This is a genomic window from Enterococcus sp. AZ179 (genome assembly GCF_050498885.1).
GTDB classification, from domain to species: domain Bacteria; phylum Bacillota; class Bacilli; order Lactobacillales; family Enterococcaceae; genus Enterococcus_D; species Enterococcus_D entomosocium.
Window position 1 is genome coordinate 25,533 of the sequence record NZ_JBMHEO010000001.1, and the last position, 17,236, is coordinate 42,768.

At 43.1% G+C, this 17,236-nt stretch carries 19 protein-coding genes; 5 read left to right on the forward strand and 14 right to left on the reverse strand.

The features are described from left to right. Positions 1-109: 109 nt before the first annotated feature. The 13 genes from IGI88_RS00110 to dnaX form a co-directional block, all read right to left on the reverse strand. Complete coding sequence (locus IGI88_RS00110; RefSeq protein ID WP_005236609.1) at positions 110-766, reverse strand: DNA alkylation repair protein; 657 nt, start codon at positions 764-766, stop codon at positions 110-112. Positions 767-786: 20 nt separating this feature from the next. Then, positions 787-1,911 (reverse strand): DNA polymerase IV, encoded by a 1,125-nt coding sequence (gene dinB / locus IGI88_RS00115; RefSeq protein WP_005236610.1) that lies wholly within the window; start codon positions 1,909-1,911, stop codon positions 787-789. A 150-nt stretch (positions 1,912-2,061) separates the two neighbouring features. Beyond that, positions 2,062-2,403: a P-II family nitrogen regulator gene (locus IGI88_RS00120; RefSeq protein ID WP_005229830.1), complete on the reverse strand. Its 342-nt coding sequence runs from the start codon at positions 2,401-2,403 to the stop codon at positions 2,062-2,064. A gap of 16 nt (positions 2,404-2,419) precedes the next feature. Further along, positions 2,420-3,637 carry an ammonium transporter gene (locus tag IGI88_RS00125; RefSeq protein ID WP_005236611.1) on the reverse strand — a complete coding sequence of 406 codons (1,218 nt, stop codon included), beginning with the start codon at positions 3,635-3,637 and terminating at the stop codon, positions 2,420-2,422. Between the two features lie 172 nt (positions 3,638-3,809). After that, positions 3,810-4,670 (reverse strand): 16S rRNA (cytidine(1402)-2'-O)-methyltransferase, encoded by an 861-nt coding sequence (rsmI, locus tag IGI88_RS00130; protein ID WP_005236618.1) that lies wholly within the window; start codon positions 4,668-4,670, stop codon positions 3,810-3,812. 74 nt (positions 4,671-4,744) lie between these two features. Beyond that, a complete protein-coding gene (locus tag IGI88_RS00135; RefSeq protein ID WP_077452675.1) occupies positions 4,745-5,092 on the reverse strand; it encodes a DNA replication initiation control protein YabA in 348 nt (115 codons plus the stop codon). 19 nt (positions 5,093-5,111) lie between these two features. Continuing rightward, positions 5,112-5,912, reverse strand: coding sequence for a PSP1 domain-containing protein (locus IGI88_RS00140; protein ID WP_005236620.1), 801 nt, complete (start codon positions 5,910-5,912; stop codon positions 5,112-5,114). A 29-nt stretch (positions 5,913-5,941) separates the two neighbouring features. Next, complete coding sequence (holB, locus tag IGI88_RS00145; RefSeq protein ID WP_005236622.1) at positions 5,942-6,874, reverse strand: DNA polymerase III subunit delta'; 933 nt, start codon at positions 6,872-6,874, stop codon at positions 5,942-5,944. A 14-nt stretch (positions 6,875-6,888) separates the two neighbouring features. After that, positions 6,889-7,218, reverse strand: coding sequence for a cyclic-di-AMP receptor (locus IGI88_RS00150; RefSeq protein WP_005229817.1), 330 nt, complete (start codon positions 7,216-7,218; stop codon positions 6,889-6,891). Positions 7,219-7,250: 32 nt separating this feature from the next. Further along, positions 7,251-7,898: a dTMP kinase gene (gene tmk / locus IGI88_RS00155; RefSeq protein WP_005229815.1), complete on the reverse strand. Its 648-nt coding sequence runs from the start codon at positions 7,896-7,898 to the stop codon at positions 7,251-7,253. Positions 7,899-7,918: 20 nt separating this feature from the next. After that, positions 7,919-8,515 (reverse strand): recombination mediator RecR, encoded by a 597-nt coding sequence (recR, locus tag IGI88_RS00160; protein WP_005229813.1) that lies wholly within the window; start codon positions 8,513-8,515, stop codon positions 7,919-7,921. Positions 8,516-8,529: 14 nt separating this feature from the next. Continuing rightward, the gene (locus tag IGI88_RS00165) at positions 8,530-8,844 is read right to left on the reverse strand and encodes a YbaB/EbfC family nucleoid-associated protein (RefSeq protein ID WP_005236633.1); all 315 of its coding nucleotides are present in this window, start codon (positions 8,842-8,844) and stop codon (positions 8,530-8,532) included. 20 nt (positions 8,845-8,864) lie between these two features. Beyond that, entirely contained in the window at positions 8,865-10,586 is a 1,722-nt protein-coding gene (gene dnaX, locus IGI88_RS00170; RefSeq protein ID WP_429960076.1) for a DNA polymerase III subunit gamma/tau, read from the reverse strand. A gap of 283 nt (positions 10,587-10,869) precedes the next feature. Here dnaX and IGI88_RS00175 point away from each other — a divergent pair, with 283 nt between their 5' ends. The 5 genes from IGI88_RS00175 (at position 10,870) to IGI88_RS00195 (ending at position 16,146) form a co-directional block, all read left to right on the forward strand. Beyond that, complete coding sequence (locus IGI88_RS00175; RefSeq protein WP_429960077.1) at positions 10,870-12,096, forward strand: SPFH domain-containing protein; 1,227 nt, start codon at positions 10,870-10,872, stop codon at positions 12,094-12,096. A gap of 16 nt (positions 12,097-12,112) precedes the next feature. After that, positions 12,113-13,234 (forward strand): hypothetical protein, encoded by a 1,122-nt coding sequence (locus tag IGI88_RS00180; RefSeq protein WP_008381609.1) that lies wholly within the window; start codon positions 12,113-12,115, stop codon positions 13,232-13,234. Beyond that, positions 13,231-14,052: a TPM domain-containing protein gene (locus IGI88_RS00185; RefSeq protein ID WP_005236637.1), complete on the forward strand. Its 822-nt coding sequence runs from the start codon at positions 13,231-13,233 to the stop codon at positions 14,050-14,052. The genes IGI88_RS00180 and IGI88_RS00185 overlap by 4 nt, the downstream gene beginning before the upstream one ends. A 156-nt stretch (positions 14,053-14,208) precedes the next feature. Beyond that, entirely contained in the window at positions 14,209-15,699 is a 1,491-nt protein-coding gene (locus IGI88_RS00190; RefSeq protein WP_429960078.1) for an ATP-binding cassette domain-containing protein, read from the forward strand. Between the two features lie 9 nt (positions 15,700-15,708). Next, a complete protein-coding gene (locus IGI88_RS00195) occupies positions 15,709-16,146 on the forward strand; it encodes a helix-turn-helix domain-containing protein (protein WP_005236643.1) in 438 nt (145 codons plus the stop codon). 95 nt (positions 16,147-16,241) lie between these two features. On the opposite strand, the gene IGI88_RS00200 is transcribed toward IGI88_RS00195, so the two are convergent. Next, a complete protein-coding gene (locus IGI88_RS00200; RefSeq protein ID WP_005236650.1) occupies positions 16,242-17,210 on the reverse strand; it encodes a pyridoxal-phosphate dependent enzyme in 969 nt (322 codons plus the stop codon). Positions 17,211-17,236: the final 26 nt, after the last annotated feature.

Genomic DNA, 17,236 nt, shown 5'->3' on the forward strand with positions numbered 1-17,236 from the left:
GATGACCCCAAAAGTTAGACCAAAAAATCGAACTTTTGGGGTCACCACATCTTCCTTCAAAGATGATGCACGGTGTTTTTTTGTTATATAAAAATCAGTGACCAAGCTTTTAAAGGTACTTACTTGCTTCACGAACCGTCAAAGGCGCCAGACTTTTTTGATGGCGTAGAAGAAAATCTTGGACCCACTGAGGATTCGTCTTGGCATAGTCTCGCAAGCTCCAGCCAATGGCTTTGTTGATAAAGAATTCAGAACTCCCCAAATTGTTGACAAGGATCTCTTCAAGTAATGGTCGATCCATCTGTTCTTTTTGCAACAATTGGTGAAGAATCGCCACTCGCCGTAGCCAAAGATTATCCTCAAGACTCCAACGAAGCATCTCAGCCTTTAACGCTGGCAGTCGGCGAACAAGCTTTCTGACGACCTCACTTAGTGCGTCCACGCTATCCCACCAAGATTTCGTTATGACTAACTGTTCAATTTTTCCTAGATCAACGGCTGATAAAAAGGGCTCCAGCGCCACTAAATAATCAATCGCAAGGTACTGGTGTTCCCGATAGCTGCTTTGCCAACATTGATCGATAAATTCCCAATCGATTCGTTTCATTTGTTTTGCTACTTTAAAGGCTGCTTTTTCCTGCTGACGGCGCAACGGTGTAGGGATGCCTAAAAACTCAAACTGATGCCGCATATAGGCGGCCATTTTTTCCCTTCGTTCTTCATCAGCCAAAGCAATCATCGTTTCATATACTTGATAGATCGTCATATTGGTCCTCCTTTTTAGGTCTACTGATCGTCAGATGTTTGCCATAAAGGCAGTACGATATTTTCATAGGTCAGAGGATCGAGATTTGTGACGGTGATTCCCAAAAGACGAATGCCTTTTTCAAGACCTAAAATCTCTTCCCAAATGAGACTGGCTTCTGAAAATAACTGTTCTTTTTTATGAACGTAAATCGGCAAAGTCACTCGTTTAGTGATCGTAGAGTAATCACTGTAACGGACTTTCAACACGACTGTTTTGCCATGTTTCTGTGTGCGCTTTAGTGATCTCTCAACTTCTTCTGCGATGGCGCGTAATTGACTTAAGACTTGTTCTTCACTCGTTAATGGATTGCCGTATGTATGCTCCTTACCGACTGATTTTCGTTCTCTGGTCACACTGACTGGTGAATCATGGATTCCTCTAACTTTGCGATACAAAGAATACCCCATTTTGCCAAATTCGCGGATCAACGCCATCTCACTCCAAGCGTATAGATCTGCTCCTGTAAAAATGCCTAACTCATGCATCCTGGGGACAGTTTTCTTCCCGATCCCATGAAATTTATCGATGGGTAGTTGTTGCAAAAAGGCCACTGCCTCATCCGGCATCACCACTGTTAACCCTCGTGGTTTATGATAATCCGAGGACAATTTTGCCAAAAACTTGTTGTAACTGACGCCTGCCGAACAAGTCAAATGGGTCTCATGCCAGATGTCTCGCTGAATCAGACGAGCGATCTTAATTGCTGAAGGACAGTTGATTTTGTTCACTGTGACGTCCAGATACGCTTCATCAATTGAAACTGGTTCGATGATGTCGGTGTATCGGTGAAAAATTTCTCTGACTTGCTGGGACACTTCACGATACTTTTGATGATTCCCCGGTTTAAAAATCGCTTGCGGACAAAGCTCGTAGGCTTTTTGTGCGCTCATTGCCGAATGGATGCCATATTGTCGCGCCAGATAATTCGCTGTCGTGACCACTCCTCGGCCGCCGGTATCACTTGGGTGACGGGCAATGACAAGGGGATGCTTGGCCAGCTCAGGATCATCCCGTTCTTCCACCGAAGCAAAAAAAGCATCCATATCAATATGAATAATTTTGCGGCTCGTATCATTTTTTAAGGGAAATTGCAGTTCCGACATCGTTGCTCACCTCGCTTCTTATTATAAACGAACAGAAGTTCCCTATCAAGCAAGGAATCAAGACAAAGACGCAAAAAGGACCAATTTTCATTGGCCCTTCCCTATACGTTCGCTACTTTTGCTGCACGGTTCATGACCCAAGAAGTTCTGCTATAAGGCAGCTTCTCCTCGTTCATTGGTGCGAATCCGAATCGCTTCTTCCAAAGGGTAGACGAATATTTTGCCATCACCGACTTCATCTGTCCGACAGATCGATACAATCAGCTCAATCACGGCATCGACTTTTTCATCTGCCAAAACAAAGCGGACATTTACTTTCGGTAAAAGAGTCGTGATCACTTCTTGGCCACGAATAAACTCTTTTAACCCTTTTTGATTGCCACACCCGAGAACTTGACTGACCGTCATCCCACTGATCAGATCCGATTGATCCAAAGCGGCTTTTAGCTCCTCTAATTTTTCTTGGCGAATAATCGCTTCAACTTTTTTCATGACTGCTCCTCCACTCTTAAGAATCTAACCCCATAAAGGTAGGATAGGCCGTTTCATCATGTTCGATCCGATCCATCCCCACCGCTTCTTCTTGCTGAGATACGCGAATCGGCATCACCCATTTAATCAAGGTAATTATGACAAAGGATAGGATACCAGCGAACAAAATCGTAAATACGATACTTTCGGCTTGTGCGATAAAAAGATCAACACCGCCATAAAGCAATCCTGAATGTCCACCAACAGCGGGATCGGCAAAGATCCCGGTCATCAAACCACCGAAGATTCCGCCTACCCCGTGACAACCAAAGGCATCCAATGCATCATCTAACCCTAATCGATGTTTGATGACGGAAATAAAGAAGTAACAAAACGGACTGACTAAAGCGCCAATGATAAAGGAAGACCAAAGGGAGACAAACCCCGCCCCTGGTGTGATGGCAACTAAGCCCACAACTGCACCTGTACAAGCACCGACGATTGTCGGTTTTCCCACGACGATTTTTTCGATCAGCATCCAAGAAAGCATCGCACTGGCTGCTGCTGTATTCGTGGTCATTAGGGCGTGGATCGCTAGACCATCAGCTGCTAACGCAGAGCCAGCATTAAAGCCAAACCAGCCAAACCATAAAAGACCGGCACCTAGTACAACAAAGGGAATATTATGAGGACGATATTCGGTTTGATGAAATTCTCGTCGCTTACCGACAACGATCGCTAAGACTAGCCCACTGATTCCCGAACTGATGTGAACGACATTGCCTCCTGCAAAGTCGATCGAGCCGATCGCATCTAAGAAGCCACCGCCCCACACCATATGCGCCATTGGAAAATACACGAAAACCAGCCAGAAGCCAATAAATAGAAAAATAGCAGAGAACCGCATTCTTCCAACGACTGATCCAGTGATAATCGCCGTTGTGATCAAAGCAAACATCATTTGAAAGGCAGCAAACAACCCTTCTGGAATTCCCTCTCCTTCTGACATCGAAACATGATTGAAAAAGACTTTGTCTAAATTGCCAATAAATGATCCTGTCCCGCTAAAGGATAATGTATACCCTAGAGCGACCCAGAGGACGGACGCCAAGCCCATCGTACAAATCACCATCATCATGGTATTGAGGATGTTTTTGCGTCGTTCCAATCCTCCATAAAAAAATGCCAATGCTGGAGTCATTAGAAAAACCATACCGCTACAAATTAAAATAAATGCAATATTCCCTGTATCCATTTTACACGCCTCCCTTTCTATATGTTAGCTATCCTAACACCATATTTTCGAATAATCTAGATTTTTCTGAGAAAAACATGAATTTTCTGAAAATAGCTGACTTTATATGTTAGGTAATATCACATAAGTGAGCGTGTGGCACAAAAAAATACCGAGAGAAGTCTCGGTATGATTACTCTTCTATTTGGTGATACGCTTGATAGACAAGCTGTTTCTTTACTTGATTACGTTTAGCCACTTCTTTGATTGCTTCTTTTGAGGACATTTCGGCCTCTTCCATCAAGGCAGCTACTTGTTCTGCGTAACTTCCTTCATAAACAATTTCATGTATTTCAGAAGAGCCTTCCACCAACAGACAGCATTCTCCTTTGATTGGCTGCTGCTCTAAATAGTCGATCAATTCAGAAAAGGTCCCTCGCAAGTATTCTTCATGGATTTTTGTCAATTCTCGGCAAATGACTGCCTGACGTTCACCAAATACCTCTAGCATTGTTTCAATCGTCGCTGCGATTCGATAGGGTGACTCATAAAAAATCATCGTTGCTTTCTGGGTCGCTAATTCACTCAAGGCTTGTTTTTGTTCTTTTTTCTTACGAGGTAAAAAGCCATAAAAAAGATTTGGTTGCGGCGATAAGCCTGAAGCAATCAACGCTGTCAAACCTGCCGTAGGTCCCGGAAGCGCAATCACCGCGATTCCTTCAGCTAGACAGGCCTTGACTAATTCATGCCCCGGATCACTGATGGAGGGCATACCAGCATCGCTGCATTGGGCAATGGTCTTGCCCATCTGCAGCTGTTCTACCAAATGCGGAACTCGCTCTTTATAATTGTGTTCATGTAAGCTTTTTTGCGGTGTCGAGATCTCAAAATGATTCAACAATTTCTGGGTATTGCGAGTATCTTCACTTGCAATCAGGTCCGCTTCTTTTAAAATTTTGACACAACGGACCGTCATATCTTCCAAGTTCCCGATCGGTGTCGGAACAAGATACAGTTTTCCAGTGTCTTGTTTATAACTTTGTTGCTTTTGCATGTACTGCTCCTTTCGAAAAAAAGACCAGTGGAAACTGATCTTTTTTCTAACGAACCTATTAGACTGTCAGTCAGTTATTTGCCGCTTTCACGATAGATCACTTCTAGACAAAATGCACAAGGTTCATCATGTTCTCTGCGAGAACCGTATAAGTCATAACAAACATGAAATCCTTCTTCGTAAATCTTTTCTAAATTCATTCGTGATTTAGAAAGTTCTTGTTTGACCGATTCAGCGGGTGCATCTGCCACTTGGTTCAACTCACGAATGTGTTCACGTAAGCGTTGATTTTCCAATTCTAATGTCGTATTTTTTTCGACGATTTCTTGCAAAGACTGCTTCATTTCCGCTAGATTATTTAAGGAATTTTGCAACTCCGATTCTAACTGATTCAATCCGTCATATATTGATCGTTTGTCCATGCTCATTATGGTCACCTACTTATTTTGTCACTAGTTCTTCATAATCATATTCGATTGGTGTTTGCCGATCATGCAAACGGACTTTGATCACTCGGCTCAACAGATCCAGCCCAACCACACGTCCTTTGCCATCTGGCGTTTCAACTTCCTTGCCGCGATCCGGCAATTCTTTTTTCGCCCGCTCATATTCTTCACTTTCATACTTAAGACAGCACATCAAACGACCGCATAATCCTGAGATTTTCGCAGGATTCAAGGAAAGTCCTTGATCTTTAGCCATCTTGATGGATACAGGGATAAAATCCCCTAAAAACGTCGCACAGCATAGTTTGCGACCACAGGGCCCAACTCCGCCTAGTGCCTTCGCTTCATCCCTGACACCGATTTGGCGCAGTTCAATCCGGGTATGAAATTCACTTGCCAAGTCTTTGACTAATTCGCGAAAGTCAACACGGCTTTCTGCAGTAAACGAAAAAATCAGTTTTGTCCGCTCAAAGGTATAGGCTACTCGAATCAGTTTCATTGGCAACTGATGTGCGCGGATTTTTTCTTTTCCAATTTTTAACGCTTCATCTGCCGCCTTTTGATTGGCTGCTGCCTGTTCCAAATCTTTCTTCGTCGCCCGACGTAAGATAGGTTTGACTACCTGAGGCAAATCGCTCTCATTCATTTCTCTGCTTTTGGTGACGACTGTGGCAAGACATTTAGCATCTTGTGATTCCACGATGACTTGGTCATTTATAGTATAGGTCTGTTTTTTCGGTGTGTAAAAATAAATCTGGCCTACGTCATGATAACGCACTCCGACAACTTCGATCATCTCTGGTCTCCTTTTCCGGCTGCTGCGTTTTATCCATAGATGATTTTCACGGAAAATTGTTCTGCCACACCTTGGAAAGACACATTGGCTTGCAACTTTTTTTGTGCTTGCAATGCGGCTTCAATGGCACGATTGATCTCTTTTCCCCATAAACCTTGCCCCAACAATCGATCCCGCTCCTCTTGAAAGTAAAATAACAAGAGCAAAAAGATTTCTGATTGCTGATTTTTTTCTTTTGCTAGACCCAATAATTTTTTCTGAACAAAAATAAATGCTTGCGGGTCTTTCTTCAAAAGGTAATTCACCCAACGCTTAACAGCATCCTTAGTTTCATTAAACCATTCATCTTGCGAGATTTCAACTGCTTTATGATAACTATTGGTCAAGTGGCTTAGAAGTCGGCTTGTCTCTTTAGAAAGTCCCTCTTCTTGTAACTTTTCTTGCAGTTTTTCTTTTGACAAAGGAGAGAAATGAATGATCTGACAGCGAGACTGGATGGTTGGCAAAATACGACCAAGGCTCTCCGTTTCTAAGATCGCCAGAAAGTTTCCCACTGGTTCTTCTAAAAACTTTAGTAAACTGTTGGCAGCGCTGTTGTTCATTTTGTCAGCTTGAGACAAAATAAAGATTTTCAAACGGCTTTCAAAGCCGCTTTTTGAGAACTCCTCTTGCAGTTGTCGAATCTGGTCGACTTTGATCATCTGCCCATCAGGTTCAATTTGGATAACGTCAGGATGCTCTCCTTGGGCGATCCGTAGACAATTGCTGCATGCACCACATGGCGCTTCTTCTTGTACATTGGCACAAAAAAGGCGTTTTGCGAGCCATAGACTTAGTTCATGCTTGCCAGTCCCCTTGTCCCCTTCAAAAAGATAAGCATGAGCAATGCGCCCATGCTTGATACTTTTTTTTAGTTGGGCAAAAACAAGAGGCTGGTATTCTTGTAGAAATAACTCCTCCATGAAATGCTCCTTTTTTAATATTGATGGAATCCGTCAACTGGCAGCACGAATACGGTGGCGCCACCGACTTCGACTTCGACTGGATAAGGAACTTGACCATCTAAGGATATATCTAGTGACATCGGTGTCGAGACATATTGCTTTCTTGATTGACAGGTTTTTTTAATCAATTCTAACGCATCTTGCACACGGTCATCTTCAATACCAATGATAAACGTACTATTACCAGCCTTTAAAAAACCACCCGTTGATGACAATTTTGTAGCACGGATATTGGCATCAATAAACTCATTTGCCAAACGATTACTGTCTTTGTCTTGTACGATTGCCATAATTAATTTCATGGGACCATCTCCTTTGTGTTATCCAACCTACCCTAGATTGATTTGAAGTAAGCAGGATACGATTCAACGATTGCTGAATAGCTGGATTCAACAACTTCTTGTAACCCCATTCTAGCATCAATCTTATGAATGCGTACAGGATTTTCTTCCGCTAGCTTTAGATACGCATGACGAACCCGTTGATGAAACTCCAATCCTTCCGAATCTAGTCGGTCATATTGATGTGCACGATTTTCTTGGATGCGACGCAAGCCAGTATCAGAGTCAACATCTAGATACAAGGTAAAATCAGGGGTCGTTCCTTCCGTCGCAAACTCGTTGATCCGTGCGATCTCAGGAATCCCGATGCGACGTCCAGCTCCTTGATAGGCAAGCGAACTGTCAACAAAGCGGTCACAGATCACGATGTGTCCGGCGTTCAATGCCGGCAGGACAACCTCAATCAAGTGTTGGCGGCGTGCCGCTGCATAAAGTAAGGCTTCGGTCCGCTCATCCATTTCTTCATTTCGCGGATCTAAAATAATTTTACGAATTTTTTCAGCGATTTTAACTCCGCCAGGTTCTCTTGTTTTAACGATTTTTCTTGTTGCTTCAAGCTGTAACCGAGGATACAATTCTTCGATCACACTGGTTTTTCCAGCACCATCCGGTCCTTCGATGGTTATAAACAATCCATTCACCCTAATTGCCTCCAATATCTTTATAATTCTCGGCGACCTTCTACTGCTTTTAGCAAGGTCACTTCATCCGCGTATTCAATATCGCTGCCCACAGATAAGCCATGAGCCAAACGCGTGACTTTAATACCGGCAGGCTTGATCAAACGCGACATATACATCGCCGTCGCTTCGCCTTCCGTGGTCGCATTGGTCGCAATGATCACTTCTTTGACCTGATCATCATGCAGCCGCTGTATCAGGGATGCAATGTTGATATCTTCTGGACCTGTCCCTTCCATCGGGGATAACACGCCATGCAGCACATGATAAAGTCCATGATACTCGCGGACTTTTTCTAATGCCATGACATCTTTAGGCTCTTCAACTACTAAAATCGTTTCTTTGTCTCTTGTGGGATCACTGCAGATTTCACAAGGATCTTCTTCCGTTATATTTCCGCAAATACTGCAAAAGTGCAAATCTCGTTTAACACTAAGCAACGATTTAGCAAACTCATTGACGACTTCTTCTTTCATATCAATCGTATAAAATGCCAAACGTGTTGCGGTTTTTTGTCCAATTCCCGGCAGTTTCATGTAACTGTCGATCAATCGGGCGATCGGTTCAGGATATTGCACCGTCATTTCTCCTTTTATAGACCCGGAATGTTTCTTGTATATTTGCCCATTGTTTGTTCCGATTCTTTTTCAATTTTCTTTAATCCGTCATTGATGGCTAAAATGATCATATCTTGCAGCATTTCCACATCGTCAGCATCAACGATTGCTTCATTGATAGCAATGTCTTGTAACGTCTTATCGCCAGTAAAGGTCGCTTTGACATAGCCATTTGTCGATTCGCCGATAAATTCTTTGCTGTTTAGTGCTTCTTGTTCTTTCATCATTTCTTTTTGCATTTTTTGCATTTGTTTCATCATGCCTTGCATATTTCCCATGCCTCGCATCATTATTCATCACTCCATATTCATTAATTTTCTTCAATGCTGGTTAATTCACCAAATAACTCTTGCGCTTTTGTTACTAAGTCGTCATTTTCTGGTTCGACAGGAGCGGCTTCGGTCTCTTCTTGCTCTACTTCAATTTCTGACTCTTCCGTTGCTTGACCGCCAGCCAAAAACTCTTGTCGTAGCGTCGGCCAACTTTCTTTTGTAATAAAGACAGCCTGTGGGGCGTAGTCTTTGATCATACGGGACAATTGATTATGGATCATCAATTGAAACTCTTGGTCGTTACTTGCTCGCTGACATAAGATCTCATAGTCAAAAGCGATCACGACGCCCGATTCGCTGGCAGCTTTTGCTTCACTGGAGTGCAGCATAGCTCTTTGCGTCACGGAAAGAGACATCAAAAGATCGTCCCAAACATTACGAACATTTGCCAAGTCTTTCTTCGTTGCACTTTTCAGCACTTGGAACACGCGTTCCTTTGGTAAACGGAACGTAGTGGTCGCCTTGGTTTTCTTCACTGGCGCGGTGGTTTCAGCAACGGCACCTGTCGGTCGATTCTCTTGCAGTCGTTGCACCTCTGCCTGAAGTTTTTGCAGTGCTTGACGTAACTGCGCCACTTCTTGACTATTGTCAGCTGAATTGCTGGCAACAGCAGCACTTTCTGGATCATTGGCTAATTTGACCACAGCCACTTCCAAATAGATCGTAGGATTGTTCGTAAATCGCACTTCATTTTGCGTATCGTTTAAGACCGTGATCCAGTGATAGATTTTTGCTGGCGGGGTAATTTTTGCCAGTGTTTGAAACGCTTCAGTCAACTGCAGAGACTTTTCAGATAGCAGCTGCGGCGCTTGTTGATACATCAGCAAGTCTCGACAATAAACCAACAAGTTTTCCAATAAACGGCGGGCTTCTTTACCAGAGGCTAATAACTCCCGCAAGGTCGCTAACGCATCGGCAACTTCTTTTTCCCCACAAGCCTGCATCAGACGGTCCATCATTTCATAGGACAAGCTGCCCGTCACTTCTAAAGCATCTTGGGTCGTTACGGTTCCATCACTAAAAGCGATCGCCTGGTCGGTGATACTCAAGGCATCCCGCATACCGCCTTCTGCGGCTCGCGCAATGATCTGTAAAGCTTCTGCCTCGTATTTGATCTCGCTAGTAGTAAGGACCGTTTCCAAATGACCCACGATGTCTTGCGTATTGATCCGTTTGAAATCAAATCGTTGGGTTCGGGAAATAATCGTTGCTGGAATCTTATGGGGCTCTGTTGTTGCCAAAATAAAGACAACATTTTTCCGTGGTTCTTCCAATGTTTTTAGTAATGCATTAAATGCGCCTGTTGACAGCATGTGCACTTCATCAATGATATAAACTTTGTATTCTGCTTGGGTCGGTGCATAGTTCGCACGATCACGAATAAAGCGAATTTCTTCTACACCGTTGTTACTTGCCGCATCGATTTCGATCACGTCTTCTTGCGTTCCTGCTGTGATTGAGCGACACATGTCACACTCATTGCAAGGCTCGCCATTGACTTGGTTCGGACAATTGATGGCTTTGGCAAAAATTTTCGCTGCACTTGTTTTCCCGGTTCCTCGAGGGCCCGTAAACAAGTAAGCATGCGAGATTTGATTTTGATCGATTGCATTTTTTAAGGTTTGGGTAATTGCTTTTTGTCCGACAACATCATCAAAACGCTGAGAACGCCAAACACGATATAATGCTTGATAGGCCATAGTTTTCCACACTCATTTCAAAATTCGCTACCTTCTATTATACGTAATATCAGCTAAAAAAACCACCGTTTGCGTGGTGGAATCTTAAAAGAAATGGAAATTTAATTCGAAGAGCCATTCCGCGCGCTTTCACTCACTATATCCTTTTATTCCTCCCTATTTTCAAGAAAAAAGACCATTCCTCTTCTCCAACTTTAGACTGATAACGTAAATCTCACCTCCTATGGTATAATGAATCTACGTTCATCTATTGTGATGAAAACAATTTAAAGGAGGACTGAAAATGGGTATTATCAAAGCGGCAACAAGCGCAATTGGCGGCGGATTAGCAGATCAATGGCTAGAGGTGATCGAGCCTGACAATATGAGCGATTCGACAGTAATGACAAAAGGTGTCAAAGTGCGGCGTAATGACAAACGCGGTTCTAACAGAAAAGGCACGGAAGATGTCATCACTGATGGGTCAGTGATCCATGTCTATCCGAATATGATGATGTTATTGGTTGATGGCGGGCGAATCATCGATTATACCGCTGAAGAAGGCTACTATACCGTCAAAAATGAATTAGCGCCTTCGATGTTGAACGGTTCATTGAAAGATGCGATTTCTGAAACCTTCGACCGCTTTAAGTTTGGCGGCGTTACACCACAAAAACAACAAGTTTTTTATATCAATCTTCAAGAAATCAAAGGAATTCGCTTCGGTACTTCATCGCCTTTGAACTATTTTGACAACTTTTATAACGCAGAACTATTCTTACGGGCGCACGGAAACTATTCCTTACGAATTACCGATCCAATTTTGTTCTATACGAATGCGATCCCAAAAAACAAAAGTCAAGTCGATATCAACGACATCAATGAGCAGTACTTAGCTGAATTTTTGACCGCCCTACAAACAGCGATCAACAAAATGTCCGCTGATGGCGAACGAATTTCTTACGTTCCATCTAAGAGCATGGAATTAAGCAAATATATGGGAACGGTTCTTGATGACAGCTGGCGAGAACTCCGCGGCATGGAAATCGTTTCTGTTGCCGTCGCAAGCATCTCTTATACGGATGATTCCGTAAAACTGATCAACATGCGGAACCAAGGGGCAATGTTAGGCGACCCTTCGATTCGTGAAGGCTATGTTCAAGGTTCGGTTGCTCGTGGTATGGAATCTGCCGGTAGCAATGCCGCTGGGGCTACGACTGGGTTTGTTGGCATGGGCATGGGGATGAACGCTGGTGGCGGTTATTTGAACCAAGCGTCACAAAACAACCAACAGCAAATGCAGCAACAGGCTTCTGCACAAAACAACGCAGATCATTGGGACTGTCCACAATGCGGCACCTCTAATACTGGTAAATTCTGCAGCAATTGCGGGACGCCAAAACCAACGAGCGATGGACCAAGCCTGAAAATGAAATGCAACGATTGTGGTGAAGTGATCGATTTAGCCAACGGCATTCCAAAATTCTGTCCGAATTGCGGCAAACCTTTCAAAGGTGTCCCAGTAGACTAATTGAGGAGGATTGCTGATGGATGTTATCACACATAAGTGCCCCAATTGTGGGGGCGCTTTAACCTTTGAACCTGGTGATCAAAAATTTCATTGTCCATTTTGTCTGAGTATTTTTACTGAAGACGAAGTCACTGCCTTCGAAGAAAAGCAAAAAGAAGCGCAGATGGCCGATACTCCTGTCTCAGATCCTTCTGCAGCGACCGAGACTGAACCGTCCCTTCAAGAAGAAGTTAGAGAGCAAGCCGATGCACAAGCGGGGCAGATGGACCTTTTCACCTGCCCCAGCTGCGGTGCTGAAATCGTGACGGATGCGACTACAGCCGCAACCTATTGCTACTTTTGCCATAACCCGGTCGTTTTGTCGGGACGGCTTTCAGGAGAATTTTTACCTAACAAAGTCCTCCCTTTTGCCATCGAAAAGGAAGAAGCAACTGCGAAATTCTTAGAATGGGCGCAAAAGAAAAAATTTGTGCCACGGGATTTCTTCGATCAAGCACAAGTAGAGAAATTGACTGGTGTGTACTTCCCTTATTGGGTCGTCGATGCTGAGATGAATGGCTCGCTTTCAGGTATGGGTACCTCTTTGCGTATTTGGCGCGTTGGTGATATTGAATATACTGAGCACAAACAATACGATGTCTTGCGACGAGGAAAAATCAAGGTGAATGAATTGCTCAAGCATGCGCTGTCAAAAAACGTTCAGCAAAAAATGGTGACTGGCGTTCAGCCGTTTCCCCTTGAAAAAGCTGTTAATTTTCGCAGTCAATATTTAGCCGGCTTCCAAGCAGAAAAAAGAGACATTGAATACATTGATCTTTCTGACGAAGTCAAAAACGAATTATCGGGTTATGCTGAAAATCTGCTAGCAGGTACCGTCAATGGCTATACTAGTTTTAAACGCAACAATCGTTCCATCAATCTAACAAAAGAAGAAAACAACTACGTTTTGCTTCCTGTATGGCTAGTGACCTATCGAGCCGATGATGAAAACAAGAGTGCCTTTTATTATGCGATGAATGGGCAAACCGGAAAAGTCAGCGGTGTTTTACCGATTAGTTACAAGCGCTTGGGAATCGTCAGTGGCGCAATTTTCGCGGCAACGACCATCCTCGCATTGATTGGAGCGTATTTCTTATGAAAAAACTATCTTATTTGTTGTTACTGCTGGTTGGCTTTTTCTTAACCGCCCTGCCCGCCTTCGCAGCCGAAGAGACAGTCGCAGACCACGCTGGACTCTTTACCGAACAAGAGATCCAGAAGTTGAACGAAGAAGCAGAAGCGCTGAATGCAAAGATCAAAGGCGAAGTTTTTATTCAAACAACAAACAGCAATACGGGAGATATCGAGTTGTACACTGATCGATATCTTTCAAGACGGATCGGCAACGACAACAACGGTTCGGCATTGGTGATCGATATGGCGCAACGGAAATTTCACGTTTCGACTTCCGGAAATATGATCGATTATCTTACCGATTCACGTCTAGATAAGCTACTTGATGCGGTATTTGACCAGATGGCAGAGGGAAATTATTATCAAGCTGCATTGGTCTATCTGCAAAAAGCAGAGGGTTTTGTGGAAGCAGGTGTTCCTGCCGATCATTATCGTATCGATCGTGATACCGGAAAAATTACTTATTACAAAGTGATAACGCCACTAGAAATTGCTATTTGCTTAGCGATCGCGGCAGTGATCAGTATCGCTTTTTTCATCATTGTTAAATCCCGTTACCAATTAAAAATGGGCGGCTACAAATTTAACTATCTAGAAAAATCAAGTATTGATCTGACCCAAAAAGAAGATCGCTTAGTCAATTCCTTTGTCACAACCAGACGCATCCCCCGTCCTTCGAATAATGGTGGAGGCGGTGGTGGCGGTTTTTCTGGCGGCGGCGGTGGCAGTACGACCCACTCTTCTGGTGGCGGAACATTCGGCGGCGGCGGACGCAGCTTTTGATTTTTCAAGAGTTCCTTTAATCAGGAACTCTTTTTTTGTTGACATTTTTCATAAAAACATCTACCATTTAGGAAAATATAGGAAATGAGTTGATTTTATGTTTGAAATTATTAGAAACAATAAACTTTTTATCAGTTTGAGTAGTTTGCTAGTTTTTTGACTGTCCTGACAAACCTCGCTTTCCCTTTGCTTCTACAAGAAGATCACGCACTGCGCTTTGATCATCTTGTCGGCTTATTAGCGTTCATATTAAGTATCACTTATTGCGCGCAATTCTTATTGATTTTGATGAAAGAGCGCTATGCAGCTTCGATGAATGTTCGCCATCTCTTAGAATTGTTAAAAAAAATGAAAAGGAAGAGTTATGTAGAACTCTCTGAAAAGGAGCCCACTTATCTATTAAACCGCATCTTTGGCGTTGTTGATTCCTTATACTTGTTTATTTGCGGTAGTTTTAGCGAATCCATTCGCTGCTTTTTCTTATTGCTGATCCCACTTTTTTTGTGTTTCCAATTGCATTATTTACTGGGTTTCATTTTACTATCGCTATTTCCCATCAATGTTTTTGGGTTTCGATGGATCAATCAACAGTTGAGTATTAAGATGAAAAATATGCAAGAAGCATTTGCTCTTAGCAATAAGGAAATGTTAACAACATTGTCCCATATTGATACAATGAAGCAATGGAGTGACGCTGTTCTTGAGCAGCTGTTTTCCTCTCAATTGACATCGATGTATCAAACATTAGCAAACACCAATACTTTTGCCCAAACGACTAGTTTAGTCCTTAATGCGATCAATCAGATCGCCCAGATCGGCGTCTATTTGTTTATGATTCAAGGAATATTACAAGATGAACTGCCAACCTCTGCGTTGATTTTGATTGGCGTGCTATTACCCATTTACTTTTCTGCATTAAGTGGTTTAACGAAAATCAATCTTGATACAGCTACTCTGAGGACCAATCAACGTTTTGTTAACGAAGAATTGGCTGCTCCCGATGACCGCTGGAACCAAACGTGTGAAGCTACTCTGAGTCTTACTTTCGACCACCCTGTCGTATCCATTGGCAACCACAGCTTTTCCTTTCCCATTGAAGAAACCTTGAAACCTGGTGAACATATTTACTTGGCTGGCGCTTCAGCAAAAGGAAAATCAACGTTTTTAAAGGCAATTGCTGGCCTTTATCCATCAGAAGGAATTTCGCTTTCAACGAAGAGTAAACGCATCAAGCCAAGAAACCCTGAAACAGATAAAACCCTCTACCTTGCTCAAGACCCTACGATTCTCTCTCGGACAATTGAAGAAAATCTTGTATGGGGAAGAAAAATGACGAGAGAAGAAAAAATAATTATCGAAACCTCTGGTATTTTAGCGCCCATTTTTCAACAGCGCTCATGGACTAGCAGGCTTACGGAAAATGGTGCCGACTTGTCTGGAGGAGAAAAGCAAAGAATCGCTCTAGCTCGCATATTATTAAGTGATGCCGAAATCATTCTTTTAGACGAAGCTACCAGCAGCCTTGATGATGAAGCTGCCGAAAAGATTATGAAGTATTTAAAAAAACATGCAGAAAAACGCATGATCATCTATACTAGTCATAAGAAAGAGGAGCAACGCTTTTGTGATCGTACAATCGCTTTGTAGGAGGAACCGATGAAAGATTATTATACCGTTGAAGAAGTCGCTGAAAAACTGGGCGTAACGACTCGAACCATCCGAAATTATCAAAAGACCAACCAACTTAAAGGGACAAAAATTGGCGGGCAGTGGCGCTTTTCTTACAAAGATGTGGCTTCGTTGATGGGCGAACCATTTGAAGATCCCCTGCTTTCTTTTGCTTCAATACGTTCAGAAAAACAGATACCCGAAAGCTTACTTGCCATTGATTTCTTTATTGAATCAGAGGAATTGCTACAACAGCAAAAAAAAATCGTTATTGATGAGTTCAATGCACTTTACTCAGGGGAAAGTCGGCGTTTTTACTTTGAAAAAATCAACCCAACGATGGCACGATTTACATTGATCGGACCGTTGAAATATGTAACAACCTTTGGACAGTGGATCGAAACAATACTTTCTCTCCCAAAGTAATCATCTGAGCGCCTGCTTTGAATTTAAAAGAAGAGACCCAATTAGGAGAATGTCTAATCAGGTCTCTTCTTTCTTTTTTGGAAGGCTTGTTGCACTCAGATGATTTCCTTAAACACAGAGAAATCAATATTGCCGCCGGAGACCAATGCCACAGTTTTCTTTCCTCGAAGCAAATGATCGATCTGTCCGCTTAAAATCGCCGCCGTACTTAATGCACCAGCCCCTTCTGCGATGACTTTTTCCCTCAATGCTAAGTAATGGATCGCTTGTTCGATATCGGATTCTTCAACTAAGACCGTTTCATCGATACGGGTCTTTAAAACATCATAGGTCAGTTCCCCTGCCAAAGCAACATCACAGCCATCGGCGATCGTTCTACTGCGGCGATTGGCTACTAGCTTTTGCTGCCAAAGTGAGGCGATCATGCCATAAACGCCATAGGATTGAACGCCGATGATTTTGACTTCTGGACGAAGTTCTTTTAAGGCTAAAGCAATCCCAGCAATCAACCCACCACCGCCGATGGGAATAATGACATTATCAACATCTGGAAGATCCTCCAACAGTTCGATCGCAATCGTTCCTTGCCCCTCCATTACTGCACGATCATCAAAGGGAGAGACAAATACTTCGCCACTATCTTTCATGGCGTCTAGTGTCAGTTGTTTGGTTTCATCAAACGTCTCTCCTGCTAAAACGACTTGTGCGCCATAACTTCTTGTCGCCTCTATTTTTGTTTTGGCAGCCGTTAATGGCATAAAGATTCGGACATTGATCCCCAGTAACGATCCGGCGAGAGCAACACCTTGCGCATGATTTCCTGCAGAACAGGCAATGACACCGCGAAGTTTTTCTGCATCAGTCAATGACGCGAGTTTGTTATACGCCCCCCGCGCTTTAAAGGAGCCGGTACGCTGTAGATTTTCTAATTTCAAAAATATCGTGCCCTCTTTTTCTTTGCCTAAAATATTACTTGGTGCAAGTGGTGTATGGATCATGATTGGTTTCAATCGTCGATACGCAGCAGCGATCCCCAGACTGTCCGTCAACACTTCCTCAATCACAAACGTTCCCCCTTTTTTGTTTTTTT

What these genes read in the sequence shown, in the direction of transcription:
- IGI88_RS00110 (WP_005236609.1), bottom strand. Translation starts at nt 766, where the DNA reads ATGACGATCTATCAAGTATATGAAACGATGATTGCTTTGGCTGATGAA.
- dinB (WP_005236610.1), bottom strand. Translation starts at nt 1,911, where the DNA reads ATGTCGGAACTGCAATTTCCCTTAAAAAATGATACGAGCCGCAAAATT.
- IGI88_RS00120 (WP_005229830.1), bottom strand. Translation starts at nt 2,403, where the DNA reads ATGAAAAAAGTTGAAGCGATTATTCGCCAAGAAAAATTAGAGGAGCTA.
- IGI88_RS00125 (WP_005236611.1), bottom strand. Translation starts at nt 3,637, where the DNA reads ATGGATACAGGGAATATTGCATTTATTTTAATTTGTAGCGGTATGGTT.
- rsmI (WP_005236618.1), bottom strand. Translation starts at nt 4,670, where the DNA reads ATGCAAAAGCAACAAAGTTATAAACAAGACACTGGAAAACTGTATCTT.
- IGI88_RS00135 (WP_077452675.1), bottom strand. Translation starts at nt 5,092, where the DNA reads ATGGACAAACGATCAATATATGACGGATTGAATCAGTTAGAATCGGAG.
- IGI88_RS00140 (WP_005236620.1), bottom strand. Translation starts at nt 5,912, where the DNA reads ATGATCGAAGTTGTCGGAGTGCGTTATCATGACGTAGGCCAGATTTAT.
- holB (WP_005236622.1), bottom strand. Translation starts at nt 6,874, where the DNA reads ATGGAGGAGTTATTTCTACAAGAATACCAGCCTCTTGTTTTTGCCCAA.
- IGI88_RS00150 (WP_005229817.1), bottom strand. Translation starts at nt 7,218, where the DNA reads ATGAAATTAATTATGGCAATCGTACAAGACAAAGACAGTAATCGTTTG.
- IGI88_RS00165 (WP_005236633.1), bottom strand. Translation starts at nt 8,844, where the DNA reads ATGATGCGAGGCATGGGAAATATGCAAGGCATGATGAAACAAATGCAA.
- dnaX (WP_429960076.1), bottom strand. Translation starts at nt 10,586, where the DNA reads ATGGCCTATCAAGCATTATATCGTGTTTGGCGTTCTCAGCGTTTTGAT.
- IGI88_RS00175 (WP_429960077.1), top strand. Translation starts at nt 10,870, where the DNA reads ATGGGTATTATCAAAGCGGCAACAAGCGCAATTGGCGGCGGATTAGCA.
- IGI88_RS00180 (WP_008381609.1), top strand. Translation starts at nt 12,113, where the DNA reads ATGGATGTTATCACACATAAGTGCCCCAATTGTGGGGGCGCTTTAACC.
- IGI88_RS00185 (WP_005236637.1), top strand. Translation starts at nt 13,231, where the DNA reads ATGAAAAAACTATCTTATTTGTTGTTACTGCTGGTTGGCTTTTTCTTA.
- IGI88_RS00195 (WP_005236643.1), top strand. Translation starts at nt 15,709, where the DNA reads ATGAAAGATTATTATACCGTTGAAGAAGTCGCTGAAAAACTGGGCGTA.